The following is a 24,006-nucleotide window of genomic DNA, read 5'->3' on the forward strand; positions in this document are numbered from 1 at the left end:
CGGCATCAGAACAGCCCCAGCTGCCGGTCGACCAGGCGCGTGAAGTCGTCATCCACGAACGGCAGGATCGCGTCCGCCACCGGCTGCAGCTGGCGTGACAGGTAGTGCTCGTAGTCGATCCGGGTGCTGCGGGTCTCCAGCGGCTCGGGCCCGGCGAGGGTCATCACGTAGCTGATCCAGCCGCCGTTCTGGTACTGCCGCGGCCGGCCCTGACGCTGGTTGTAATCGTCGGCCAGGCGCGCCGCACGCACATGCGGCGGCACGTTGCGCTGGTAGTCGCCGAGCTGGCGGCGCAGGCGCTTGCGGTAGATCAGCAAATCATCCAGTTCGCCGGCCAGGGTGCGCCGCACATAATCGCGCACGTAGGCCTGGTAGGGCTGGCGATTGAAGATGCGCAGGTAGAGCTCCTGCTGGAACTGCTGGGCCAGCGGCGACCAGTCGCTGCGCACCGTTTCCAGGCCCTTGTAGACCATCTCCTCGCGCCCGTCCGCGCGCCGCACCAGGCCGGCGTAGCGCTTCTTGCTGCCCTCCTCGGCGCCGCGGATGGTCGGCATCAGGAAGCGCCGGTAGTGGGTCTCGAACTGCAGCTCCAGCGCGCTGTGCAGGCCGTACTCCTGCTGCAGGTGCTCGCGCCACCACTGGTTGACCCGCTGCACCAGGGCCCGGCCGATGCGCGTCGCGTCTTCTTCGGCATGTTCGTGGCCGAGCCAGACGAAGGTGGAGTCGGTGTCGCCATAGATCACCCCATGGCCTTCGGCTTCGATCAGCTCGCGGGTGCGGCGCATGATCTCGTGGCCGCGCAAGGTGATCGACGAGGCCAGGCGGGTGTCGAAGAAGCGGCAGCCGCTGGAACCGAGCACGCCGTAGAAGGCGTTCATGATGATCTTCAGCGCCTGCGACAACGGCACGTTGCCGTCGCGCTTGGCCGCCTCGCGGCCCTGCCAGACCCGCTCGACTATGGCCGGCAGGCAGTGCTTGCTGCGCGAGAAGCGCGCGCCGCGAAAGCCGGGCACCGACTGGCTGTCGTCGGGGTGGCGCAGGCCTTCCACCAGGCCCACCGGGTCGATCAGGAAGGTGCGGATGATCGACGGGTACAGGCTCTTGTAGTCGAGCACCAGCACCGACTCGTACAGGCCGGGACGCGACTCCATGACGAAGCCGCCGGGGCTGGCCTGCGGGATCTTTTCGCCGAGGTTGGGTGCGACGAAGCCCTGGCGGTGCATCAGCGGCATATAGAGATGGGTAAAGGCCGCCACCGAGCCGCCGCTGCGGTCGACCGGCAGGCCGGTGACGGCGGCGCGTTCGAGGAGGAAGGTGAGCAGTTCGGTCCTGGCGAAGATGCGTGTGACCAGTTCGCAGTCCTTGAGGTTGTAGCGCGCCAGGGCGGGCTTGTCCTCGGCAAACATGCGGTTGATCTCGTCCATGCGCTGGTAAGGCGTGTCGATCGCCTTGCCCTCACCGAGCAAGGCCTGGGCAACGTATTCCAGGCTGAACGAGGGAAAGCTCCAGGTCGCCGAACGCAGCGCCTCGATGCCGTCGATGATCAAGCGGCCGGCCGCCGCGGCGAAGTAGTGTTTGCCGCTGCCGTGCTCGCGCCAACCCATCTCGTCGCCGCCACGGCCCAGGCGCAGCGGCACCTTGAGGCGCTGGGCATGCTCGTGGAGCACGCGCAGGTCGAACTGCACCAGGTTCCAGCCGATGATTGCGTCGGGGTCGTGACGGGCCAGCCAGGCGTTGAGCCGCTCCAGCAGCTCGGCGCGGGTTGCGCAGTAGTCGAGGTCGAAATCCACCTCGGCGGCCACTTCGGGCTGCGGGCCGAGCATGTACACCTGGCGCTGGCCGCAGCCCTCCAGGGCGATGGAATACAGCTCGCCATGCTCGCTGGTTTCGATGTCGAGGGAAACCAGGCGCAGTGACGGGCGGTAATCAGGCTCCGGCTTGAGCTGCGCCTCGAGCAGCAGGTCGCCCTCACCGGGCGTGCCGCCGAACAGCAGTGGCGCGGTGATGAAGCGCTCCATAAGGTAGCGCTCCGGCGGCCGCACATCGGCCTCGTAGACGTCGACGCCGGCCTTGCGCAGCTGCTTGTCGAGCTTGATCAGCTGGCGGTGCTGCTGGCAGTACAGGCCGAGCACGGGGCGATGGTGAAAATCGCACAGCCCCAGCTCGCGCAGCTCCGCGCCGCGCACGCCTTGCAGCAGCGTCTCGGCGCGCGCGCGCTGCTGCGCCGGAATGAAGGCCACCGACGGCTGATAGGGCACGCGCACCAGGCGCGGGCCGGCGTCGGTCGCCAGCCAGAACTCGACCTGGGTGCCGGTCGGCGTATCGCGCCAGTGCCGGGTCAGGACAAAGCCCTGCTGTAGATCCACCGCTGCCACCTCGAATGCCTGTTGCACCGCCCGATTCTACTGGCCCGGGGCGATCCGCGCTGGCTTTCGATCCCGCGCGGGCCAGGCCGAAGCCGCGCGTGCCGGCATTTGCCCCGGCACGAATAGCCAAAGGCTTACACGGACAGGCTGCGATTGGCCCTGTCGGCGACCGACCCTTGCGCCTAATCTAACCCCATCACTGATGAGCAGGACGCTCATCGGGATCAAGGATGATCGACCATCGCCAGGAAGGCAGCTGACAGGATGTCGGAATGGTCTGAGAAAAACCCGCTTCGGCGGGTTTTTTGTTGCCCGCGCAAAAGTGCCGGGGCATTTCACATTCGCTCTCTCCGCCACCGGACTGCTCGCACTGGCGCCCGCCCCTTGAATCTTGCCCGCGCAACTCGCAGAGTTGGCCCCATTATCGAGGTAGCCGGAGGCTGCGGTGCTCAAGCAATTACTGGGTGGACTCACGCTGCTTCTGCTCTGCCGCCTGGCCGCCGCCGAGGAGCCGGCGCTCAGTGCCGAGCAGCTGCGCTTCGTCACCGCCAACGCCGAGTTCACCCTGCTGCACGAGATGGGCCATCTGCTGATCAGCGAACTCAAGCTGCCGGTGCTCGGGCGCGAGGAAGACGCCGCCGACCAGCTGGGCTTCATCGGCCTGTTCCTGCTGTATGGCAAGCAGCGCGATACCGACTTCTACCAGAAGCTGCTGGATGTGGCCGAGTACTGGCGCCTGAAGTCGCTGCGGCCCAAGCCGGCCCACGAGGAGATCCAGCCCTGGGACAGCCACGCCCTGGATGCCCAGCGCTTCTACAACTTCGCCTGCCTGGCCTACGGCAGCGACCCCGACCGCCTCGAGTGGATGATTCAGACCACCGGCCTGCCGGTGGAGCGGGCGCTCTACTGCGACGAGGAGTACCGTCAGGCGCAATATGCCGTGCAGTGGTTCGAGCAACGCCTGCAGCGGCCCCGCGGCAGCCCCGTCCGGCAGCGCATCCGCGTGCTCTACGACGAGCCCCCCGGCCACCTGAGCCATGGCCAGGAGATGCTGGCCAAGGTCAAGGCGTCCGGCGAGCTGGAGGCGGTGGCCAACAAGGCCAGCGAGATGTTCGACCTGCCCCGTGACGCGACCCTGCGCCTGACCAGCTGCGGCGCCCCCGACGCCTGGTACGACGCGCGCAATGCCGAGGTCGTGCTCTGCTACGAGAGCCTCGAGCACTTCCACCAGCTGGCCAGCTCGCGGGCGCTGCCCCGGCCGCCAGCCCGCTGAGTGCAGGCGCAGCCACTCACCAGTTCAACAGGAACATGGCCTTGGCCAGGAACAGGATGCCAAGCATCTGCACCAGCACGCTGAGGTGGATGAAACGCGAGCGGGCCGGCGTCATGCGGCCGCTGCGCATCAGATAGACCACGGCGATGAAGTGGCCGAGGATGCTCAGCGCCAGGCCGATCTTCAGCACCAGCAAGGTGCCGAAGCTGCTGGCGAAGGGTTCCCGCAGCACCGCCCGGTACTGCCAGGCCAGCCCCGCACCAGCACCGTATAGCGCCAGCACCACCCAGTGCATGACTTGCCGGGCACGCTGCCCCAGCGCCCGTGACAGCTGCGTGCGCGGAGCCGCCTCCAGCTGCCGGGCGGCGCGGCTGAGAATCATCACCTCGAAGAACACCCCGCCGATGAAGAAAGCGGCGGCGCTCAGGTGGACGAACTTCAGCAACAGATAACCCATCACCACTCCTTAGCCCGGATGCCCGTCGGCGCGGGTACTCCAGAGCATGGGCGCATAGCAGTAAAGATACTGGGCGAAGGCGCAGGTCCAGCAGATCGCCGCCAGCCACAGCGACGGCAGGTACCAGAAGCCGACCCCCAGCACACGGAACACGCCGCCCAGGTTGAGCAGCACGAAGGCCAGGGCGAAGCCGCGCGGCAGTTCCAGCGGCCGCCCGGTATGCCCCAGCGAGACGCGCGCCAGCATGGCCAGGATCAGGCCACCGACACCGCCGACAGTCAGCGCATGCAGGGCCTGGCTGGGGTTGCCGAGCAGGCCGAAATGCCACAGCGCCATGCCGGCACAGGCCAGCACCAGCCAGGCATAGGCCAGGTGCAGCGACCACAGCAGCGGCACCCGCAGCAGGCCGCCGTCGAACCAGCGCAGCAGACGGATGCCATGGCCCAGGGCCAAGGCGGCGAAGGCCAGGCCGAGCCAGGCCTGGGCCAGCAAGGCGCTACCGCTGGCATGCAGCACGGCCAGCGCGGCGGTGAGCAACAGCAAGGCCCAGTCCAGCCAGGCCCAGGGCTGCACCGCCGTCATCCGGCCGAGGCCGCGCTGGGTGAAGAAGGGAATCACCCGTCCGCCGATCAGCCCCATCATCGCCGCCACCAGCCACACGGCGGCCCAGGCACCCTGCCGCTGCCAGCCATCGTTGCCCTGCTGCACGCCGAGCAGGGTCAGCAGGTCGGCGCCCAGCAACAGCAGCAGCACGGCCACGATCGGGTAGTTGCGGCTCTGCCGCACCACCCACAGCAGTCGCGCCATCACCAGCGCCACGCCGGCGAAGAACAGCAGGTTGCTGAGCAGCAGCAACAGCGGCGAGCCCGACCACCACATCAGCCGCGCCAGCAGCCAGATGGCCACCAGTACCGCCAGCGGCTTGCCGGACAGGCTCGGCCGCCCGGTCCAGGTCTGCACCGCGGTCAGCAGGAAGCCGGCGATGATCGCCCCGGCGAAGCCGAACACCAGCTCGTGGCGGTGCCAGGCCAGCCAGCCGCCCAGGGGTTGCTCCGCCAGTGGCCAGCCCTGCAGCGCCAGCAGCCACAGCGGAATGGCCAGCGCCGCCAGCAGGCTGCCCAGCAGGAAGAACGGACGAAAGCCGAGACGCAGCAGGGGCGTGATCGCCATCGCCTTGCGCTTGTCGAGAATCTGCATAGCTGCTCCTGCTCCACGCCAGCCGGCGTACAACCCCATCAATGGACACTTGGCCACCATCATGACCCATGGCCGGGCCACCGCCATGACCGAAGTCAAGCCGACGAAGTGCACAGCGGCCACTCCCGCCAGCCTGGCGCGGCCGCCGCGGCTTTATCGGCCAGGGTTCCTTGCCACCTGGCAAGCTCTTGAAATTCCGAATGTTCCTCGCAAAACCGAAGCACTGCCGGGCAAAACTGTCGAGCGCTTGGCACCGGCCAGCGGGAAAACTTGCTGCAATGGAACGCGCGCTAAATCGCGGCGTCCAACTGCCCACAGGAGCGTGCCCGGCACGGTTCGCAGCAGTTGTCTTTTGCGTGTGGAAGTTCAGGAGTATTCCAATGAAGTGTTTGGCGGTGATGGTTCTAGGTTCGGTTCTGCTGTTGTCGGGTTGCAGCTTCAGCGCCCCTGGCGTGCATGCCCGCATCGGCGATGTCGATTCGGTTCACCTCGATGTCGGCGGCGGCCACCATGGCGGCGGCAGCTTCTGCCCACCCGGGCATCGCATGAAAGGGAGCTGCTAAATGAGCGCGCGCCTGCTGATCCTGGCCATGGCGGCCGTCCTGATGACAGGCTGCAGCCTGCGACTGCCGGGCATCGGCATCGACATCGGCGGTGGCGGTGGCGGCGGTGGCGGCCCGCACCACTGCCCGCCCGGGCAAGCCAAGAAAGGCAACTGCTGACCCCGACACCGGGTTGGCAACCGAAGAAGGCCGGCAATTGCCGGCCTTCGCCGTTTCTGGCCGGCGCACCCGGACTGGCGAGCTCGCAGCAAATCGCCGATGCTGTGCCCATGCGCCTGATCGATACCCACACCCACCTCGACTTCCCCGACTTCGACGCCGACCGCGGCGCCCTGCTCGCCCGCAGCCGCGCCCTGGGCGTGGAGAAACTGGTGGTACTCGGCGTGTACCAGGCCAACTGGCAGCGCCTGTGGGACCTGGTGCAGGGCGATGCGGGCCTGTACGCCGCCTTCGGCCTGCACCCGGTCTATCTGGAGCAGCACCGCCCCGAGCACCTGGACGAGCTGCGCCACTGGCTGCAGCGCCTGGCCGGCCACCCCCGGCTCTGCGCGGTGGGCGAGTTCGGCCTGGACTACTTCCTCGACCAGCTCGACCGCCAGCGCCAGCAGGCGCTGTTCGAGGCCCAGCTGCGCCTGGCCGCCGAGTTCGAGCTGCCGGCCCTGCTGCATGTGCGCCGCGCCCACGCAGCCACCATCGCCACCCTGAAACGCTGCAGGCTCAAGCGCGGCGGCATCATCCACGCCTTCGCCGGCAGCCACGAGGAAGCCCGCGAGTACCTCAAGCTGGGCTTCAAGCTCGGCCTCGGCGGCGCGCCGACCTGGCCGCAGGCCCTGCGCCTGCGCCAGGTCGTGGCCCGGCTGCCGCTGGAGGCCATCGTCCTGGAAACCGACGCGCCGGACATGGCGCCGGCCATGCACGCCCACCAGCGCAACAGCCCGGAGTTCCTCGCCGACATCTGCACGGCCCTGGCCGAACTGCGCGGCATTGAGGCGGACGAGCTGGCCCGCGCCAGCAGCCGCAACGCCGCCGAACTGTTCGGCTGGCCACACTGACGCCAGGCAGAAACGACAAGGCCCGCCAGAAGGCGGGCCATGTCCATCACACACAACGAGTCAGACGCGGAACGCGCTGATCAGCTCCTTGAGGCGGCCGACCTGGTCGGAAAGCTGGCGGCTGGCCTGCTCGGTCTGCACCGCGCCTTCGGCCGTGCGTTCGCCGGCCTGGTTGATCTCGACGATGTTCATGTCGATATCGTGGGCCACCGCGGTCTGCTGCTCGGCGGCAGCGGCGATCTGCTGGTTCTGGTCGACGATCATGCCCACCGCGCCGAGGATGTTCTCCAGCGCCTGCTGCACGTTGGCCGACTGGCTGACGGTGCTTTCGACCATCTGGTGACTGCCGTTCATGGCGGTCACCGTGGCGCCAACACCGCTCTGCAGGCGGCCGATCATCTGCTCGATCTCTTCGGTGGACTGGTGGGTGCGCTTGGCCAGGTTGCGCACCTCGTCGGCCACCACGGCGAAGCCGCGGCCCTGCTCGCCGGCACGCGCCGCCTCGATGGCCGCGTTGAGCGCCAGCAGGTTGGTCTGCCCGGCGATGCCCTTGATCACTTCCAGCACCTGGCTGATCGAAGCGCTGTCGGCGGCCAGCTGGTTGATCACGCCCACCGACTTCTCGATCTCGCTGGCCAGCAGCTGGATGCTGCCGACCTGGGACTCGACCATGCCACGACCGCTGACGGTTTCCTGGTTGACGCTCTGCGCGCTGCCCACCGCGGCGGCGGCGCTGCGCGCCACTTCCTGGGCGGTGGCGGACATCTGGTTCATCGCCGTGGCCACCTGCTCGATCTGCCCACGCTGGGCGCTGACCGCCTGGCTGCTCTCGCCGGAAACCAGCTCGACGCGATCGGCCTGGCGCTCGACTTCGGTCACGGTCTGGCCGACCAACTCGATCAGGTCGCGGATCTTCGCCACGGTGCCGTTGAACACCTGGCCCAGCTCGCCCAGCTCGTCCTGGCTCTTGACGCTGACCCTGACCGTCATGTCGCCGGCGGCGACCTGGCCCAGGGTCTGGCCAAAGCCTTTCAGGGTGGTGCGGGTGGATACGTAGAAGCCGCCATAGAGGTAGCCGATCAGCAGGAACACCAGCACCAGCGCCACCACCAGCAGGATCATCTGCACGCGCTTGGCGGCCAGGCGCTCGCTCAGCTCCTCATCGAGGAACCCCAGCACCGCATCGTCGAGCACATAGGTCTTGTCGATGCTGGCGCCCATCTGGTCGAAGAAGCCCTGCCACGGCGCGTCCAGGGTATCGGCCATGAGGATCTGCTCTTCCAGCAGGCTGCCACCCTCGGTCAGGCTGTTGCGGCTGGCCTCGGCCAGCGCGGTCAGCTGTTTCTGCGCCAGGGCATTGCCCTGCAGGGCGTTCTGGATCTTGAAACCGTATTCGGCGTGCAGCTTCTCCAGCTCCAGCAGCAGCTCGTCGAGCTTGGTGCTGTCGGAGGAGCCGAGGATGCCCTGGCCCAGGGAGTAGGAGCCCAGGGCACGGCCCTTGCTCAGGGCCTTGGTCACCGGCGGGGTGGCCGTGGTCAGCAGCTCGGTCATCTGCCGCACCGTCAGCTCGCCATCCTGGCTGAGGCCGGACTGGCTGGCGACGAACTTGATGAACACCTCGGCATTGTCCAGCGCCTTGACCACCAGGCCGGCCTTGCTGCGCTGCGACGACTCCTGCTTGACCGCATCGAGGGAGGCCTTGATGGCGTCGCGCTGGGTGTTGAATTCCTCGATCTTCTGCGCGTCGCCGCTGCTCGGCTGCAACTGCCCCAGGGAGGTGTTGATGCTGCTTTCCAGCGCGCCGATCTGCGCGACCAGCTTCTCCGACTCGCCGGACTGGCCGAGCACGGCATTGATCTCCATCAGGTCGTTGAGCCGCTCCAGTTCCTGGCGCATTTTCAGGCTCTGTTTGAGCAGCTCGAGGCTTTGCAATTCCGACCGGGTATCGACGAACTCATAATAGGAGTCGCGCACCAGATAGAAATTGGTGATCAGCATGGGCAGGAAGAAAAGCACACTGATCAGGCTGAACTTCATGCCGAAGCTCAGGCGGTTCATCAGGGCAATGGCGGGATACAACACGCTATTCACTAAACGTCTCCTGTTGCCATTATTGTTGTATGCCGGTCGGGAGCAGACCGGTGTTGAAACGGCAAAATCGGGGGGTGTCACGGGTTTATCTCGGCGCCATGCTCAGGCAAGCACTCGCACCTTCTCAAGCTGTATACCGGATATCGACCTCAACCTCTGTAACTTAAGGTTAAGAATGCGCGCACCTCTCCGCTTCGGCATCGACCTGGGTGGCACCAAGACGGAAATCATCGCCCTGCAAGGTTCCGACGAACGGCTGCGGCGGCGCCTGCCGACGCCCCAGGGCGACTACCAGGCCAGCCTGCAGACCATCGCGCGCCTGGTGCGCGAGGCCGAGCAGCAGCTGGGCGCCAGCGGCAGCGTGGGCATCGGCATTCCCGGCACCCGCTCGCCCGATCACGGCCGGATCAAGAACGCCAACTCGGTGTGCCTGATCGGCCAGGACCTGCAAGGCGACCTGGAGGACCTGCTGCAGCGCCCGGTGCGCCTGGCCAACGACGCCGACTGCTTCGCCCTGTCGGAAGCCAGCGACGGCGCCGGCGCAGGGGCCGACAGCGTGTTCGGGGTGATCCTCGGCACCGGGGTCGGCGGCGGCATCGTGATCCACGGGCGCCTGCTCGGCGGGCCGAATGCCATCGCCGGCGAATGGGGGCACAACGCCCTGCCCTGGCGCAGCCCGGCCGACGGCCCGGCGCGGCGCTGCTACTGCGGCCTGGACGACTGCATCGAGACCTTTCTCAGCGGCCCCGGCTGGGCCGCGCACAGCGGCCTGGGGCTGAATGCCGCGCAGCTGGCCGCCGCCGCCGAGGCCGGCGAAGCGGCCGCCCAGCAGGCGCTGCAGCGTTACTGCGAGCAACTGGCGCGCGGCCTGGCCACGGTGATCAACCTGCTCGACCCGCACGTGATAGTGCTGGGCGGCGGCCTGTCGAATATCCACGCGCTCTATGCCCAGGTGCCGCCGCTACTGGTGCGCCACGTGTTCTCCGACCAGGTCAACACCCGCCTGCTACCGGCCCGCCACGGCGACTCCAGCGGGGTGCGCGGCGCCGCCTGGCTGTGGCCGTAGGGCTCAGAGCAGAAGAATCCACACGGCGAAGGCGGCATACCAGAGCACGGCCGCGCGCACCAGCAGCTGCCACAGCTCGTCCAGGCTGCTGACCCCGGGCTCGCCCACCTGCGGTTCGGGCAGCTCGCTGGCGGCGCGCCCGGCATTGACCAGCAGCTGCGCCGCCGGGATGTCCCAGCCGAGCAGGTCATGCAGCACCGCGCGGCTCACCGCGGCGAAGTTGCCGACCAGGGCGAAGCTGGCCGCCAGTACCCGCACCGGCAGCCAGTCCAGGCCGTGGCGCAGCTGCGCGGCCCGCTCGGCCAGCGGCGCCGTGGTGGCATGTTCGCCAGTCAGTGCCAGCAGGCGATAGGCCAGCGGCACCAGCGGGCCGAGCAGCGCGTACCAGAAGATCACCGCGAAGAAGGCCTGATAGGCCTGCCACAACTCATAACCCTGCACGCGCAGCAACAGTTCGGCCTCGCCATCGGCCTCCAGGCCGAGGTCGCGCTCGGCCACATGCAGCGCCGCCTGGTCGTCGCCACGCCGCCAGGCATCGCGAAACGGCCCCAGCGCCGCCAGCACATCGCCACGCCCCAGGCTGTAGATCAGCACCAGCAGATGCACCGGCAAGGCCAGCCAGCCATAGGCCAGCGGCTCCAGCACCAGCAGCAGCACACCGAGCAGCAGCACCGGCAGCAGCACCAGCAGCGCCAGCTGCAGCCAGGGCGATGCGTCCGGCCGCGCCTCGGCCCGGGCCAGCTGGCGCAACCACGGGCCATCGCGCTGGATACGCCGGCGCCCGGCAGAAAATTTCTCCACCCAGAGCACCAGCAGCAGCACCAGAAAGTTCATCTACCGCTCTCCTTGATCCAGCAGGGCCGCGCGCAGGCGTGGCCAGTCGAAATACGGGCCCGGGTCGGTCTTGCGGCCGGGGGCGATATCACTGTGCCCGCAGATCCGCGCCACGCTGAGCGCCGGGTAGGCCTGCAGCAACTGGCGGGTCAGGCCGATCAGCGCCGCATACTGGGCCTCGCTGAACGGCGTGTCATCGGTGCCCTCCAGCTCGATGCCCAGGGAAAAATCATTGCAGCCCTCGCGCCCCTCAAAGCTGGAGACCCCGGCATGCCAGGCCCGCTCGTTGCAGGAGACAAACTGGGTGACGCCGCCGTCACGCTCGATCAGGAAATGCGCCGACACCTGCAGATGGGCGATGCCGGCGTAGTAGACATGCTCGTCAGGCGGCAGGCAGTTGCGGAAAAACTGCTGCACCTTGCCGGTACCGAACTGCCCGGGCGGCAGGCTGATATTGTGGATCACCAGCAGGGAAACCTCCCCCAGCGGGCGCGCATTGCAATTCGGCGAGGGGCAGTGCTGCACACCGGCACACCAGCCGCTGACGGGGTCCAACTGCATAGGGGCTCCTTGAACAGTCCCGCCACTGTAGCAGATAGCCGGCTGCGTCTCAGGATCTGGGCGAGCCCTCGGCCGCAGAACCGAGCTTGCCGCTCATGCCGAACCACTCGACCGGCATGGCCCACAGATGGGCCGCCACCAGCGCCCGCCAGGGCGAGAATGGCGCCAGCCAGTCGCGGGTGAACGACGGGCTGATTTTTTCCGCGCTGCCGAGCAGGCGCTGCAGCTGGCGACGTACCGCGGCGTCGCCATGCAGCGAACCATCCAGGCGGGCGAAGCCGCGCAGCAGGGCGTAATCCACCGTCCACGGACCGATGCCACGCAGCGCCAGCAAACGCTCGGCGATGGCCTCGGCCGGCTCATCGGCCAGCCACTCATCCAGCGGCAGATTGCCAGCCACTATCTGACGGCTGAGCAGGAGCAGGGCCTGGGTCTTGGCATGGGAGAAGCCGGCGGCGCGCAACTGCGCTTCCTCCAGGCCGGCCACCGCCTGGGCATCCGGATAGCAGAGCAGGCCACTGGAGTGGGGTCGGCCGGCCAGCCGGATCAGCTTGCGGCGCAGGGAAATAGCCACCGTCAGGCTGATCTGTTGGCCGCTGATGGCCCAGCTCAATGCCTCGAAGGCAGTGCTCGACTGCGGCACGCGCAGGCCCGGGGTGGCGGCGAGCAGCACGCCTAGCTGTGGATGCTGGCGGTAGAGCCGCTCGAACTGCTCGACCGGCTGGGTCAGCCCCAGCATGTGCTCGACCAGGGCCCGCAGCAGCATGGCATCAGCGAGCTCCGCCCCATCGACATCCAGCGTCACCCTGGCGCGCCCCTGCAGGAAGCGAATCGCCAGCCGGCCCGGCAGCCCCCGCCAGAGGATGCCCTTGTCCAGGCCAGCGTCCGTGACCCGTTCGGCCACGGCCTGCGTATCCCGCCGATGGAAGGCCAGCAGATCGGCTTGGCGATAGTCGGCAGGCAGGGGCAGTTCGAGTACGGTTCGCGACATTGAGCGCTCGCAGAGGGCATCAGGCCAGGCATTGGCCGGAGATTACACGGCGGCATCAGACCTCGCCTTGCGCCGACAGGCGCCGGCAGCCGCTGGAGGTCGTCTATGTTAGACTGCGCATCGGCCAAAAGCCCGCTACCGAAGCCTCCTACCGGAGCCAAGATCTCGATGTCCGACACAGCCCCGCCCAAGCCCGTATCCAGCGGCGAAAAATTCCGCAATTCCCAAGGGATCACTGCGATCAAGGATGGCCAGAAGCGTCGCGCTTCGGCTGAGCCGCAGACCGTCGAACCCAAGCCGAGCTGGCTGCGGGTCAAGGCACCTAGCGGCAGCCGCTTCGATGCGGTCAAGCGCAACGTCAGCGAGCATCGCCTGAGCACCGTCTGCCAGGAATCCCACTGCCCGAACATGGGCGAATGCTGGTCCAACGGCACCGCCACCATCATGCTGATGGGTTCGGTCTGTACCCGTGCCTGCCGCTTCTGTGCGGTCGACACCGGCAACCCAAATGGCTGGCTGGACCAGGAAGAGCCGCAGAACACCGCCAAGTCGGTGGAGCTGATGGGCCTGCGCTACATCGTCCTGACCTCGGTGGACCGCGATGACCTGCCCGACGGCGGCGCCGCTCACTACGCCGCCTGCGTGCAGGCGATCAAGGCCAATACGCCGCAGGTGGTGGTGGAAGCCCTGACGCCTGACTTCGATGGCGATCACGCGGCCATCGCCCGCGTGGTGGACTCCGGCCTGGAGGTCTTCGCGCAGAACGTCGAGACGGTCAAGCGCCTGACCCATGAAGTGCGCGACCCCCGCGCCGGTTACGAGAAGACCCTGGGCGTGCTGGAGCACGCCAAGCGCCATCGCCCCACGATCATTACCAAGACCAGCCTGATGCTGGGTCTGGGCGAGACCGACGAGGAAATCCTGCAGACCATGGATGACCTGCGCGCCATCGGCGTGGACATCCTCACCCTCGGCCAATACCTGCAACCCACGCGCAACCACCTGAAGGTACAGCGCTGGGTCAGCCCCGAGGAGTTCAACCGCTTGCGCGACATCGGCCTGGAAAAAGGTTTCATGGAAGTCGCCGCCGGCCCACTGGTACGCTCCAGCTACCGTGCCGACCGGGTGTTCGAGAAGAACAACCTGGGCCTGGCCGCACCGGTCCAGGTGCCCGGTCAGCAGCAGGACGACAGCCTGATTCCGACGCTCAATCTGAACTGATTCGAAGCTGGAAGGCCGAAAACGACCCGAGCCTGCTTGGCTCGGGCGCTTCTTCAGACGTAACCCAGGCGCTCGCGCAGGGCGCGCTCCAGACGTTGCGCCACCTCGTCGAGCGCAGGCGGGGTGTCGAGCAGATCCCTGAGCTGAACCATCTGCAAGCCGGCATAACCGCAAGGGTTGATGCGCCGGAACGGCGACATATCCATATCGACATTCAGCGCCAGGCCATGGAACGAGCAGCCATTGCGCACCCGCAGGCCCAGCGAAGCGATCTTCTCGCCCTTGACGTAGACCCCCGGGGCATCGGCCTTCGGCGCCGCCTCGACGCCATAGCCGGCCAATACATCGACCAGCGCCCGCTCCATGGCGGTGACCAGGTCGCGCACCCCCAAGCCCTGGCGCCGCAGATTGAGCATCAGGTAGGCCACCAGCTGGCCGGGACCATGGTAAGTAACCTGGCCACCGCGCTCGACCTGCACCACCGGAATATCACCAGGGGCCAACAGATGCTCCGGCTTGCCGGCCTGGCCCTGGGTGAATACCTGAGGATGCTGCAGCAGCCAGATTTCGTCGGGGGTCGACGCATCGCGCTCGGCGGTGAAGCTGCGCATGGCTTCCAGGGTCGGCAGGTACTCCACCAACCCCAGGTGACGCACGACGAGCGCTGCCACTAGAGCACCATGTGTACGCGGCCGGTGGCTTTCAGGTCGAGATGGATCGCCTGCAGCTGCTCCACGCCGGTGGCGGTGATCAGCACCTGCACGGAGAGGAAGCGGCCGTTGCGGCTGTCGCGCACCACCAGGCTGGTGGCGTCGAAGCCCGGCGCATGGCGCTGCATCACTTCGATCACCAGGTCGGTGAAGCCGTCGCCCGCTTCGCCGATCACCTTGATCGGGTAGCGCTCGCAGGGGAATTCGATTTTCGGGGCTTGGATATCGGTATCGGTCATGGCTTCGGCAGGCTTTTGGCCTGTAGGCAAGAGCAGGCCCCAGGTACGGGGCCTTGCACGGATGGGGCACGCGACGGTGCATGCACCCTTAATAAGCCCGGCCGAGGATTTTTCAAGGCCTGCTGGCAGTTTGCGGACGCCCGGTAGGGGCGTCCAGGCGACCTCAGTTGAACAGGCCGTAGAAGAACAGGCGGATGCCATCCCACAGGCGGCGGAAGAAGCCACCCTCCTCGACCGCTTCGAGAGCGATCAGATTGGCGCTGTGTACCACCTTGTCACCCAGCTTGACCTCGACCTTGCCGATCACGTCGCCCTGTTTGAGCGGCGCCACCAGCTGCGGCTCGACGGTCATGCTGGCTTGCAGCTGCTTGATCTGGCCCTTGGGCAGGGTCATGGTCAGGTCTTCGGCCAGGCCGGCCTTGACCTGACGCGTGGCGCCCTTCCAGACCTGGGCCTGGCTCAGTTCCTGGCCCTTCTTGTAGAAGGTCTGGGTCTCGAAGAAGCGGAAGCCGTAGGTCAGCAGCTTCTGGGTTTCCGCCGCGCGGGCCGACTCGCTGACGGTGCCGAACACCGCGGTGATCATCCGCGCATTCTCACGCACAGCAGAAGCCACCAGGCAGTAGCCGGCTTCCTCGGTGTGGCCGGTCTTCAGGCCGTCGACGGTCTTGTCGCGGTACAGCAGCAGGTTGCGGTTGCCCTGCTTGATGTTGTTCCAGAAGAAGTCCTTCTGCGAGTAGATCGCGTAGTGCTCGGCGTCCTCGTTGATGATCGCGCGCGCCAGGATGGCCATGTCGTGGGCACTGGAGTAGTGCTCCGGGTGCGGCAGGCCGGTGGCGTTCATGAAGTGCGAGTTCTTCATGCCCAGGCGCTCGGCGGTCTCGTTCATCATGTCGGCGAAGGCATCCTCGCTGCCGGCGATGTACTCGGCTAGGGCGATGCTGGCGTCGTTGCCGGACTGGATGATGATGCCGTGCAGCAGGTCGTCCACCTTCACCTGGCTGTTCAGCGGCAGGAACATGGTGGAACCGCCGGAAGCCGCGCCACCGGTACGCCAGGCGTGCTCGCTGACGGGCACCAGGTCTTCCTCGCCGATCTTGCCCTTGCGGATCTCCAGGGTGGCGATGTAGGCGGTCATCAGCTTGGTCAGGCTGGCCGGCGGCAGGCGCTGGTCACTGTTGTTCTCCACTAGGACATTGCCGCTGGCGCCATCCATCAGCACATAGGACTTGGCCGCCAGCTGCGGCGGCGACGGGATCGCCTGGTCCTGGGCGGCCTGGGTGAGCGGCGCGCCGAGCAGCAGGGTGAACAGGGAAAGGCATCGGGCAAAGCGGGAGATATTCATCCGTCTCTCTGAAATGGCTATTCAACAATGGCACAGGCAACGCCAGGGCTGCCTGCATTCACCGCCTGCCCGCAACGGCGGGCGACGGACGAAGAAGGTTCAGTCGGCCCGCACCAGGGTCGGCTGACCGAGGTTGGCCAGGCGCACGCTGTCCTGCAGCTGCTGCGCCTCACCCTGCGTTTCGATCGGCCCCAGGCGTACCCGGTGCAGAATCTGCTGGTTGCGCACCACCGAGCTGATAAAGGCCTTGGCAGGCACCGTCTCGCTCAGCTTCGCCTTGAGGAGCTCCGCAGCGTCCGGATTGGCGAAGGCGGCCACCTGGAGATACAGGCCAGAGGCTGCGACTGAATCGTTTTTTTTTGCGTCGATCTGCACCGGCAGCACGGCCGCGGCGTGCTGCTCGACGGGCGGCGTGTACTGCTCGATCGGCTGGCTGACCGGCTGAGCCACGGCCAGCGGCTGCGCGGCCGCAGGTTCGGCCATCTTCGGCTGGGCCAGCACCATCGGCACCGGGCGGCCCTGCTGGGCCCACCACTCGTGGGGATCGATACCCTCGACCTTGACCCGCGCGGTGCCGCTTTCGGCATAGCCGAGCTTCTTCGCCGCGGCGAAGGACAGGTCGATGATGCGGTCGGAGTAGAACGGACCGCGGTCGTTGACCCGCAGGATCACCGTGCGGCCGTTGTCCAGGTTGGTCACCCGCACATAGCTCGGCAGCGGCAGGGTCTTGTGCGCAGCGGTCATGCCGTACAGGTCATAGGCCTCGCCGTTGGCGGTGGCCTGCCCGTGGAACTTGGTGCCATACCACGACGCGGTGCCGGTGGCGTGGTAGCGCCGGGCATCGTTGATCGGGTAGTAGGTCTTGCCCAGCACCGTGTAGGGGTTGGCCTTGAGCCGGCCGTAGTGCGGCATCGGCACCGCATCGGGGATGCGCGACACGTCGACATCCCACCAGGGCGCGCCGTCGCGGTGCGGGCGGCTGTAGTCGCCCGGCCCCGACACCGGGCCACCGGCGGGCACCGGCGGGGTCGGCTTGCTGGTGGTGCAGCTGACCAGGGCCAGGCCCAGGGCGGCGAAGGCCAGGCTGCGGCGGGCGAACGGCAGGACGCGCCTCATCGACCGCTCCGCTTGGCCAGCAGCGCCTCGGACAGCTGATGCACGGCCATGGCATACATGCTGCTGCGGTTGTAGCGGGTGATCACGTAGAAGTTGGGCAGGCCCATCCAGTATTCCTCACCCTCGGCGCCGTCGAAGCGAAAGGCGGTGACCGGGATATCGTCGCGCAGCACGTCGGCGCTGGTCCAGCCCAGGGCACGCAGCTCGCCGACGTTCTTCACCGGGTCGAGGCCGACGGTCAGGCCGCTGTCGGCCTGCTCGCCCTTGACCTGGGCGCGGCTGACCACCGGCTCGCCGCTGACCCAGCCATGGCGCTTGAAGTAACTGGCGACGCTGCCGATCGCATCCACCGGATTGCTCCAGATATTGATGTGGTTGTCGCCGTCGAAGTCCACCGCGTAGGCGCGGAAGCTGCTCGGCATGAATTGCGGCAGGCCCATGGCCCCGGCATAGGAGCCCTTCAGGGTCAGCGGGTCGACCTGCTCCTCGCGGCTCAGCAGGAGCAGCTCCTTGAGCTGCTGGCAGAAGAACTGCGCGCGCGGCGGATAATCGAAGCACAGTGTGGACAAGGCATCGAGGCCGCGCCAGCTGCCGGTATTACCGCCATAGAAGGTTTCCACGCCGATGATCGCGACGATCACCTGGGCCGGCACGCCGTACTCCTGCTCGGCGCGGGCCAGGGCCTCGGCGTTCTGGTTCCAGAAGTCCACGCCCTTGCTGATCCGCGCATCGGTGATGAAGATCGGCCGGTAGTCCTTCCACGGCTTGACCTTCTCCGCCGGGCGCGAGATGGCATCGAGTATTGCCTGCTTGCGCTCGGCCTCGCGGAACAGGGCCACCAGCTGTTCGCCGGCGAAACCGTGGTCGCGGGTCATCTCGGCGATGAACTCGGCCACCTGCGGCGAACCGTCGTAGTCGCCGGCCAGCGCCGTGCCGCTCAGGCCCAGGGCTGCGGCCAGGCCGATCCAATGAGTGCTGCGCATCAGCCAGCCGCGCCATGCCTGTTTCAAATTATTCACTCTTATCAAACCTGTGCGATCCATTTGCGATGGGTCTGGATCGCCATCAAAACCCCAAAACCTGACAACAGCGTCACCAAATGGGTTCCGCCGTAACTGATGAAGGGCAGAGGCACCCCCACCACCGGCAGCAGCCCGCTGACCATGCCGATGTTAACGAATACGTAGACGAAGAAGGTCATGGTCAGGCTGCCGGCCAGCAACTTGCCGAACAGGGTCTGCGCCTGCGCGGTGATCATCAGGCCGCGGCCGATCAGCAACAGGTAGACCAGCAGCAGGATACACACTCCGACCAGGCCGAACTCTTCGCTCAGGACGGCAATGATAAAGTCCGTGTGGCTTTCCGGCAAAAAATCCAGATGCGACTGGGTGCCGAGCAGCCAGCCCTTGCCCAGCACGCCGCCGGAACCGATGGCCGCCTTGGACTGGATGATGTTCCAGCCGGTGCCCAGCGGGTCGCTTTCCGGGTCGAGGAAGGTCAGCACGCGCTGCTTCTGGTATTCGCGCAGGGCGAAGAACCACATGCCCACGGCGATCGGCACGATGGCCGCCAGCGCACCGAGAATCCAGCGCCACTGCAGGCCGGCCATGAACAGCACGAAGGCACCGGAAGCCAGGATCAGCAAGCCGGTGCCGAGATCCGGCTGCTTCGCGATCAGCACGAAGGGGATGACGATCAGTACCAGGCTGATGGCGATGTGCTTGAGCTTGGGCGGCAGGTTGTGCCGCGCCAGGTACCAGGCGATGGTCGCCGGCATGATGATCTTCATGAATTCCGAGGGCTGGAAGCGGATCACCCCGGGGATGTTGATCCAGCGGGTGGCACCCATGGCCGTGTGGCCCATCACCTCCACCACCAGCAGCAGGCCGACCCCGAGCACATAGGCCAGTGGCACCCAGCGCGCCATGAAACGCGGCTCGAACTGGGCGATGACGATCATGCCGACCAGGCCCAGGCCGAAGGAACTGGCCTGCTTGATCAGCAGATCCCAGTTCTTGCCGCTGGCCGAATACAGCACGAACAGGCTGCCGGCGGCCAACACCAGGAGGATCAGCAGCAGCCAGCCGTCGATGTGCAGGCGCTGCAGCAGGGTGGCGCGGCGCTTGAACACGTCTTCCTGGGACAGGGTACGGTCGAAGTTACTGTTCATCGGCTGACACTCGCGGGTTCGACGACCGGCTCCGAGGCGCGGAACTCCGGCTTGAGCTGGCCGTCTTCGCCGAGCAGCCAGGCATCCATCACCTGCTTGACCACCGGTGCGGCCACGCCGGAGCCGGACTCGCCGTTCTCCACCATCACCGCCACGGCGATCTTCGGATCGTTGGCCGGGGCGAAGGCGACGAACAGGGCGTGGTCGCGATGGCGCTCGGCCACCTTGGAGCGGTCGTATTTCTCGCCCTGCTTGATCGCCACCACCTGCGCCGTGCCGCTCTTGCCGGCGATCCGGTAGAGGGCCGAGTCGCCGACCTTGCGCGCGGTGCCGCGCGGACCGTGCATCACCTGTTCCATGCCGAAGCGGCCGTAGTCCCAGAACTTGGGGTCGCGCAGGACGATATCGGCCGGGGTCTCGACCGCATCGATGACCTCCTCGTCCATCAGCTGCTGCGAGGTCTTGCCCTCGGCCGTGCGCAGCAGGTGCGGGCGAATCCACTTGCCGCGCGTGGCCATCAGGGTCACTGCCTGGGCCAGCTGCAGCGGCGTGGTCTGCATGTAGCCCTGGCCGATGCCGAGGATCAGCGTCTCGCCCGGGTACCAGGGCTGGCGATAGCGCGCGCGCTTCCACTCGCGCGACGGCATCAGCCCGGGCGCCTCTTCGAACATGTCCAGGGAGACCTTCTGGCCCAGGCCGAAGCGGCTCATGTAGTCGTGCATGCGGTCCACGCCCATCTTGTGCGCAAGATCGTAAAAATAGGTGTCGTTGGAACGCATGATGGCGTATTCCAGGTTCACCGCGCCGTCGCCGCTACGGTTCCAGTTGCGGTATTTGTGGCTGTGGCCGGGCAACTGGTAGTAGCCGGGGTCGTACACCCGTGATTGCGGAGTGACCACGCCGGCGTCCAGGCCGGATACCGCGACCATCGGCTTGATCGTCGAGCCCGGCGGGTAGAGACCGCGCAGCACGCGGTTGTACAGCGGCCGGTCGATGGAGTCGCGCAGCTCGGCATAGGCCTTGAAGCCGATGCCGGTGACGAAGGGGTTGGGGTCGAAGCTCGGCTGGCTGACCATCGCCAGCACCTCGCCACTGCTCGGTTCGATCGCCACCACCGCGCCGCGGCGCCCGCCCAGGGCCTGCTCGGCGGCCTGCTGCAGCTTCACATCGAGGCTCAGCACCAGATCGGCGCCCGGCTTCGGGTCGGTGCGCTTGAGTACGCGCAACACCCGGCCGCGGGCATTGGTCTCGACCTCCTCGTAGCCCACCTCACCATGCAGCAGGTCCTCGTAGAACCGTTCGATGCCGGTCTTGCCGATATGGTGGGTGCCGCTGTAGTTGACCGGATCGAGCTCCTTCAGCTCTTTCTCGTTGATCCGCCCGACGTAGCCGACCGAGTGGGCGAAGTGCTCCTTCTGCGGGTAGTGACGCACCAGCTGGGCCACCACGTCGACGCCGGGGAGGCGGAACTGGTTGACCGCGATCCGCGCGATCTGCTCCTCGGACAGCTCGAACAGGATCGGTACCGGCTCGAACGGCCGCCGCCCCTGGCGCATGCGCTTCTCGAACAGGGCGCGATCATCCGCCGTCAGCTGCAGCGCCTCGACCACCACATCCAGCACCTGCTGCCAGTCGCCGGCCCGCTCGCGGGTCACGGTGAGGCTGAAGCTGGGGCGGTTGTCGGCGATGATCACCCCGTTGCGGTCGAAGATCAGGCCGCGGGTCGGCGGAATCGGCTGCACGTGGATGCGGTTGTTCTCCGCCAGGGTGCTGTGGTGCTCGTACTGGATAACCTGCAGGTAGTACAGCCGTGCAATCAGCACGCAGGTCAGCAGCAACACGGCCACGGCACCGACCACCACGCGCCGGCGTACCAGACGGGCGTCCTTTTCGTGGTCCTTGAGGCGGATCGGTTGCGGCATCTGCGACTACTTGAGTGGGCGGCGTTTTTGGTGGCTGGCTACTTGTGATACGGGTGGCCGGACAACAGGGTCCAGGCCCGGTAGATCTGCTCGCCGATCAGGATGCGCACCAGCGGGTGCGGCAGGGTCAGCGGCGACAGTGACCAGCGCTGCTCGCTGCGCGCGCAGACCTCCGGTGCCAGCCCCTCGGGCCCGCCGACCATCAGGTTGACGGTGCGCGCGTCCAGGCGCCAGCGTTCCAGCTCGGCCGCCAGTTGCTCGGTACTCCACGGCTTGCCATGGACCTCCAGGGTGACGATGCGTTCCCCCGCCTGGACCTTGCTCAGCATGGCCTCGCCTTCCTGGCGGATCATCCGCGCCACGTCGGCATTCTTGCCGCGGGTGGTCAGCGGAATCTCGACCAGATCGAGGGCCAGCTCCGGCGGCAGACGCTTGGCATACTCCTGCCAGCCATCTTCCACCCAGCGCGGCATGCGCGAACCGACGGCGATCAGCTTAATACGCACGTCAGCGACTTACTCCGGCTGGTCCTGGTGGTGGGCGCGGCTCTGCTCGGCACCCTGCCACAGACGCTCGAGATCATAGAACTGGCGGGTGGCGACCTGCATCACATGGACCACCACGTCGCCGAGGTCGAGCAGGGCCCACTCGCCGCCGTCCAGGCCTTCGCTGCCGATCGGGCGCACGCCCTGCTCCTTGACCTTGTCCAGCACTTCGTTGGCCATCGACTTGACGTGACGGCTGGAGGTACCACTGGCGATCACCATGAAGTCGGTGACGCTGGTCTTGCCGCGCACATCGATGGTGGTGATGTCCTGGGCCTTCATGTCTTCCAGGGCCGCGATGGCGACCTTGACCAGTTGTTCGTTTTGCATCGTTACCTCATGAATCGGTTTACCCGCGGTACAGCCCGTGGGTTTGGATATAGGCCAGCACGGCGTCGGGCAGCAGAAAACGCACCGAACGCCCCTCTGCCAGCAACTGGCGAATCTGCGTGGCCGACACCGCCAGCGGTGTCTGCCAGACAAAAGCAATCTGTCCGCCCGGCCCGACCAGGCCCTGCGGATCGTTCACACTGCGCGCCGCGAGCAGGTCGCGCAGCGCTTCCGGCGCCTCGCTGTCGGCATCCGGCCGCTGCAGCACGAGGATATGGCAGTGCTGCAGCAGTTCCTGCCAGCGATGCCAGGTCGGCAACCCGCAGAAGGCATCCCAGCCCAGCAGGAGAAACACTTGATCGTCCGCCGCCAACTCACCCCGCAGCGACTCCAGGGTGTCGTAGGTGAACGACGGTTTGTCGCGGCGCAGCTCGCGGTCATCGACTGCCAACCGTGGCTCACCCTCTACCGCCAGGCGAACCATGGCCAGGCGCTGTTCGGCGCTGACCTGCGGCGCCTCGCGGTGTGGCGGCCGCGCACTGGGGATCAGCCGCAGCTCGTCCAGCGCCAGCTGCTCGGCCACTTCCAGGGCGCCGCGCAGATGGGCGATATGCACCGGGTCGAAGGTGCCCCCCAGGATCCCGATACGGCGCGCCATCAGGTGCGAATGTGCCCGTCGCCGAACACCACGTACTTCTCGCTGGTCAGGCCCTCCAGGCCGACCGGGCCGCGGGCATGCAGCTTGTCGGTGGAAATGCCGATCTCCGCGCCCAGGCCGTACTCGAAACCATCGGCGAAACGGGTCGAGGCATTGACCATCACCGAGGCGGAATCCACTTCGGTGAGGAAGCGCCGCGCGTCCGAGAAGTTCTCGGTGATGATCGCGTCGGTGTGCTGCGAGCCGTATTTATTGATGTGCTCGATGGCCGCCTCCAGCGAATCGACGATGCGGATCGCCAGGATCGGCGCGTTGTATTCGGCGAACCAGTCTTCCTCAGTCGCTTCCAGCACATCGCCGCCGAGCAGGGCGCGGGTCGCCGCATCGCCGCGAAGCTCGACGCCCTTGCTGCGGTAGATGGCGGCCAGCGGCGGCAGCACCTGGTCGGCGATGGCCGCATTCACCAGCAGGGTCTCCATGGCGTTGCACGGCGAGTAGCGCTGGGTCTTGGCGTTGTCGGCGACGCGGATGGCCTTGTCCAGGTCGGCGGCGACGTCGATGTAGACGTGGCACACGCCGTCCAGATGCTTGATCACCGGCACCTTGGCGTCGCGGCTGATGCGCTCGATCAGGCCCTTGCCGCCGCGCGGCACGATCACGTCGACGAACTCCGGCATGCTGATCAGCGCGCCGACGGCGGCGCGGTCGGTGGTTTCCACCACCTGCACGGCGCTGGCCGGCAGGCCGGCTTCGCCCAGGCCGAGCTGGATGCAGCGGGCAATCGCCTGGTTGGAATGAATCGCCTCCGAGCCGCCGCGCAGGATGGTGGCGTTGCCCGACTTCAGGCACAGGCTGGCGGCGTCGATGGTCACGTTCGGCCGAGACTCGTAGATGATGCCGATCACGCCCAGCGGCACGCGCATCTTGCCGACCTGGATACCGGACGGCATGTAACGCATGCCCTGGATCTCGCCGATCGGGTCCGGCAGGGTGGCGACCTGGCGCAGGCCTTCGATCATGCTGTCGATCACGGCCGGGGTCAGGGCCAGGCGGTCGACCATGGCCGGCTCCAGGCCACTGGCGCGGGCGGCGGCCAGGTCCAGTTCATTGGCGGCAGTCAGCTCGGCGCGCGCGGCGTCGAGGGCATTGGCGGCGGCCTGCAGGGCGCGATTCTTCTGCGCGGTGCTGGCGCGGGCGAGCACCCGCGAGGCATCGCGCGCGGCGCGGCCCAGGCGGGTCATGTAGTCGAGCACGGACTCGGTCATGGTCTCGGAATGTCTGGCAGTTGGAAAAAGGGGCCGA

At 67.0% G+C, this 24,006-nt stretch carries 23 protein-coding genes; 5 read left to right on the forward strand and 18 right to left on the reverse strand.

All coding sequences use genetic code 11. The features are described 5' to 3' along the window. Positions 1 to 5: 5 nt before the first annotated feature. Positions 6 to 2,366 carry a DNA polymerase II gene (locus GV001_RS18565; protein WP_160082569.1) on the reverse strand — a complete coding sequence of 787 codons (2,361 nt, stop codon included), beginning with the start codon at positions 2,364 to 2,366 and terminating at the stop codon, positions 6 to 8. Between the two features lie 445 nt (positions 2,367 to 2,811). Between GV001_RS18565 and GV001_RS18570 the strand changes: the two genes are divergently transcribed. Continuing rightward, positions 2,812 to 3,639: a DUF4344 domain-containing metallopeptidase gene (locus GV001_RS18570; RefSeq protein ID WP_256664957.1), complete on the forward strand. Its 828-nt coding sequence runs from the start codon at positions 2,812 to 2,814 to the stop codon at positions 3,637 to 3,639. Between the two features lie 16 nt (positions 3,640 to 3,655). Here GV001_RS18570 and GV001_RS18575 read toward each other — a convergent pair whose 3' ends face one another. Both GV001_RS18575 and GV001_RS18580 read right to left on the reverse strand, forming a co-directional pair. Continuing rightward, on the reverse strand, positions 3,656 to 4,096 hold the full coding sequence (locus GV001_RS18575; protein ID WP_160082571.1) for a CopD family copper resistance protein: 441 nt from the start codon (positions 4,094 to 4,096) through the stop codon (positions 3,656 to 3,658). Between the two features lie 9 nt (positions 4,097 to 4,105). Next, the gene (locus GV001_RS18580) at positions 4,106 to 5,293 is read right to left on the reverse strand and encodes an NnrS family protein (protein ID WP_160082573.1); all 1,188 of its coding nucleotides are present in this window, start codon (positions 5,291 to 5,293) and stop codon (positions 4,106 to 4,108) included. Between the two features lie 563 nt (positions 5,294 to 5,856). Here GV001_RS18580 and GV001_RS20030 point away from each other — a divergent pair. Next, positions 5,857 to 6,015 carry a hypothetical protein gene (locus GV001_RS20030; RefSeq protein ID WP_178091838.1) on the forward strand — a complete coding sequence of 53 codons (159 nt, stop codon included), beginning with the start codon at positions 5,857 to 5,859 and terminating at the stop codon, positions 6,013 to 6,015. A 110-nt stretch (positions 6,016 to 6,125) separates the two neighbouring features. After that, a complete protein-coding gene (locus GV001_RS18590) occupies positions 6,126 to 6,908 on the forward strand; it encodes a TatD family hydrolase (RefSeq protein WP_160082577.1) in 783 nt (260 codons plus the stop codon). A 60-nt stretch (positions 6,909 to 6,968) separates the two neighbouring features. On the opposite strand, the gene GV001_RS18595 is transcribed toward GV001_RS18590, so the two are convergent. Further along, on the reverse strand, positions 6,969 to 8,999 hold the full coding sequence (locus tag GV001_RS18595; RefSeq protein WP_160082579.1) for a methyl-accepting chemotaxis protein: 2,031 nt from the start codon (positions 8,997 to 8,999) through the stop codon (positions 6,969 to 6,971). A gap of 175 nt (positions 9,000 to 9,174) precedes the next feature. On the opposite strand from GV001_RS18595, the gene GV001_RS18600 reads away from it, so the two are divergent. Then, complete coding sequence (locus GV001_RS18600; protein WP_160082581.1) at positions 9,175 to 10,065, forward strand: ROK family protein; 891 nt, start codon at positions 9,175 to 9,177, stop codon at positions 10,063 to 10,065. A 3-nt stretch (positions 10,066 to 10,068) separates the two neighbouring features. Here the strand turns inward: GV001_RS18600 and ampE are convergent, their stop codons facing one another. Genes ampE through GV001_RS18615 form a run of 3 tightly spaced genes read right to left on the reverse strand, consistent with a single transcriptional unit; the run spans position 10,069 to position 12,451 of the window. Continuing rightward, a complete protein-coding gene (gene ampE / locus GV001_RS18605; protein WP_160082583.1) occupies positions 10,069 to 10,899 on the reverse strand; it encodes a regulatory signaling modulator protein AmpE in 831 nt (276 codons plus the stop codon). Further along, on the reverse strand, positions 10,900 to 11,460 hold the full coding sequence (ampD, locus tag GV001_RS18610) for a 1,6-anhydro-N-acetylmuramyl-L-alanine amidase AmpD (RefSeq protein ID WP_160082585.1): 561 nt from the start codon (positions 11,458 to 11,460) through the stop codon (positions 10,900 to 10,902). Between the two features lie 49 nt (positions 11,461 to 11,509). Next, positions 11,510 to 12,451, reverse strand: coding sequence for a DNA-3-methyladenine glycosylase (locus GV001_RS18615; RefSeq protein WP_160082587.1), 942 nt, complete (start codon positions 12,449 to 12,451; stop codon positions 11,510 to 11,512). Positions 12,452 to 12,619: 168 nt separating this feature from the next. Here GV001_RS18615 and lipA point away from each other — a divergent pair, with 168 nt between their 5' ends. Next, complete coding sequence (lipA, locus tag GV001_RS18620; RefSeq protein ID WP_160082589.1) at positions 12,620 to 13,672, forward strand: lipoyl synthase; 1,053 nt, start codon at positions 12,620 to 12,622, stop codon at positions 13,670 to 13,672. Positions 13,673 to 13,725: 53 nt separating this feature from the next. On the opposite strand, the gene lipB is transcribed toward lipA, so the two are convergent. The 11 genes from lipB to GV001_RS18675 all read right to left on the reverse strand — a co-directional run bounded on the left by lipB (position 13,726) and on the right by GV001_RS18675 (position 23,969). After that, positions 13,726 to 14,343, reverse strand: a complete 618-nt coding sequence (gene lipB, locus GV001_RS18625) for a lipoyl(octanoyl) transferase LipB (RefSeq protein WP_160082591.1) — start codon at positions 14,341 to 14,343, stop codon at positions 13,726 to 13,728. After that, on the reverse strand, positions 14,343 to 14,621 hold the full coding sequence (locus GV001_RS18630) for a DUF493 domain-containing protein (protein ID WP_160082593.1): 279 nt from the start codon (positions 14,619 to 14,621) through the stop codon (positions 14,343 to 14,345). The genes lipB and GV001_RS18630 overlap by 1 nt, the downstream gene beginning before the upstream one ends. Positions 14,622 to 14,784: 163 nt before the next feature. Next, the gene (locus tag GV001_RS18635) at positions 14,785 to 15,963 is read right to left on the reverse strand and encodes a D-alanyl-D-alanine carboxypeptidase family protein (protein ID WP_160082595.1); all 1,179 of its coding nucleotides are present in this window, start codon (positions 15,961 to 15,963) and stop codon (positions 14,785 to 14,787) included. Positions 15,964 to 16,062: 99 nt separating this feature from the next. Beyond that, positions 16,063 to 17,079: a septal ring lytic transglycosylase RlpA family protein gene (locus GV001_RS18640; RefSeq protein WP_160082597.1), complete on the reverse strand. Its 1,017-nt coding sequence runs from the start codon at positions 17,077 to 17,079 to the stop codon at positions 16,063 to 16,065. Beyond that, positions 17,076 to 18,122, reverse strand: a complete 1,047-nt coding sequence (mltB, locus tag GV001_RS18645) for a lytic murein transglycosylase B (protein ID WP_372238561.1) — start codon at positions 18,120 to 18,122, stop codon at positions 17,076 to 17,078. The genes GV001_RS18640 and mltB overlap by 4 nt, the downstream gene beginning before the upstream one ends. Continuing rightward, positions 18,104 to 19,249 carry a rod shape-determining protein RodA gene (gene rodA / locus GV001_RS18650; protein WP_160082601.1) on the reverse strand — a complete coding sequence of 382 codons (1,146 nt, stop codon included), beginning with the start codon at positions 19,247 to 19,249 and terminating at the stop codon, positions 18,104 to 18,106. The genes mltB and rodA overlap by 19 nt, the downstream gene beginning before the upstream one ends. Next, positions 19,246 to 21,171: a penicillin-binding protein 2 gene (gene mrdA / locus GV001_RS18655; RefSeq protein WP_160082603.1), complete on the reverse strand. Its 1,926-nt coding sequence runs from the start codon at positions 21,169 to 21,171 to the stop codon at positions 19,246 to 19,248. Before mrdA ends, rodA begins: the two co-directional genes overlap by 4 nt. A gap of 38 nt (positions 21,172 to 21,209) precedes the next feature. After that, positions 21,210 to 21,677 (reverse strand): 23S rRNA (pseudouridine(1915)-N(3))-methyltransferase RlmH, encoded by a 468-nt coding sequence (gene rlmH, locus GV001_RS18660; protein ID WP_160082605.1) that lies wholly within the window; start codon positions 21,675 to 21,677, stop codon positions 21,210 to 21,212. 9 nt (positions 21,678 to 21,686) lie between these two features. Then, the gene (gene rsfS / locus GV001_RS18665; RefSeq protein WP_160082607.1) at positions 21,687 to 22,046 is read right to left on the reverse strand and encodes a ribosome silencing factor; all 360 of its coding nucleotides are present in this window, start codon (positions 22,044 to 22,046) and stop codon (positions 21,687 to 21,689) included. A 19-nt stretch (positions 22,047 to 22,065) separates the two neighbouring features. Beyond that, entirely contained in the window at positions 22,066 to 22,704 is a 639-nt protein-coding gene (gene nadD / locus GV001_RS18670; RefSeq protein WP_160082609.1) for a nicotinate-nucleotide adenylyltransferase, read from the reverse strand. Continuing rightward, positions 22,704 to 23,969, reverse strand: a complete 1,266-nt coding sequence (locus GV001_RS18675) for a glutamate-5-semialdehyde dehydrogenase (protein WP_160082611.1) — start codon at positions 23,967 to 23,969, stop codon at positions 22,704 to 22,706. The genes nadD and GV001_RS18675 overlap by 1 nt, the downstream gene beginning before the upstream one ends. Between the last annotated feature and the right edge of the window lie 37 nt (positions 23,970 to 24,006).

It is taken from the genome of Pseudomonas sp. 8AS, assembly GCF_902506505.1.
Taxonomy (GTDB): Bacteria; Pseudomonadota; Gammaproteobacteria; order Pseudomonadales; family Pseudomonadaceae; genus Aquipseudomonas.

Excerpts from the sequence above, each read along its gene's own strand:
- GV001_RS18675 (WP_160082611.1), bottom strand. The coding sequence starts at position 23,969 with ATGACCGAGTCCGTGCTCGACTACATGACCCGCCTGGGCCGCGCCGCG.
- GV001_RS18640 (WP_160082597.1), bottom strand. The coding sequence starts at position 17,079 with ATGAGGCGCGTCCTGCCGTTCGCCCGCCGCAGCCTGGCCTTCGCCGCC.
- mltB (WP_372238561.1), bottom strand. The coding sequence starts at position 18,122 with ATGGATCGCACAGGTTTGATAAGAGTGAATAATTTGAAACAGGCATGG.
- GV001_RS18600 (WP_160082581.1), top strand. The coding sequence starts at position 9,175 with ATGCGCGCACCTCTCCGCTTCGGCATCGACCTGGGTGGCACCAAGACG.
- rodA (WP_160082601.1), bottom strand. The coding sequence starts at position 19,249 with ATGAACAGTAACTTCGACCGTACCCTGTCCCAGGAAGACGTGTTCAAG.
- rsfS (WP_160082607.1), bottom strand. The coding sequence starts at position 22,046 with ATGCAAAACGAACAACTGGTCAAGGTCGCCATCGCGGCCCTGGAAGAC.
- GV001_RS18635 (WP_160082595.1), bottom strand. The coding sequence starts at position 15,963 with ATGAATATCTCCCGCTTTGCCCGATGCCTTTCCCTGTTCACCCTGCTG.
- GV001_RS18590 (WP_160082577.1), top strand. The coding sequence starts at position 6,126 with ATGCGCCTGATCGATACCCACACCCACCTCGACTTCCCCGACTTCGAC.
- GV001_RS18630 (WP_160082593.1), bottom strand. The coding sequence starts at position 14,621 with ATGACCGATACCGATATCCAAGCCCCGAAAATCGAATTCCCCTGCGAG.
- GV001_RS18580 (WP_160082573.1), bottom strand. The coding sequence starts at position 5,293 with ATGCAGATTCTCGACAAGCGCAAGGCGATGGCGATCACGCCCCTGCTG.
- lipA (WP_160082589.1), top strand. The coding sequence starts at position 12,620 with ATGTCCGACACAGCCCCGCCCAAGCCCGTATCCAGCGGCGAAAAATTC.
- ampE (WP_160082583.1), bottom strand. The coding sequence starts at position 10,899 with ATGAACTTTCTGGTGCTGCTGCTGGTGCTCTGGGTGGAGAAATTTTCT.
- ampD (WP_160082585.1), bottom strand. The coding sequence starts at position 11,460 with ATGCAGTTGGACCCCGTCAGCGGCTGGTGTGCCGGTGTGCAGCACTGC.
- GV001_RS18575 (WP_160082571.1), bottom strand. The coding sequence starts at position 4,096 with ATGGGTTATCTGTTGCTGAAGTTCGTCCACCTGAGCGCCGCCGCTTTC.
- nadD (WP_160082609.1), bottom strand. The coding sequence starts at position 22,704 with ATGGCGCGCCGTATCGGGATCCTGGGGGGCACCTTCGACCCGGTGCAT.
- GV001_RS20030 (WP_178091838.1), top strand. The coding sequence starts at position 5,857 with ATGAGCGCGCGCCTGCTGATCCTGGCCATGGCGGCCGTCCTGATGACA.
- GV001_RS18615 (WP_160082587.1), bottom strand. The coding sequence starts at position 12,451 with ATGTCGCGAACCGTACTCGAACTGCCCCTGCCTGCCGACTATCGCCAA.
- mrdA (WP_160082603.1), bottom strand. The coding sequence starts at position 21,171 with ATGCCGCAACCGATCCGCCTCAAGGACCACGAAAAGGACGCCCGTCTG.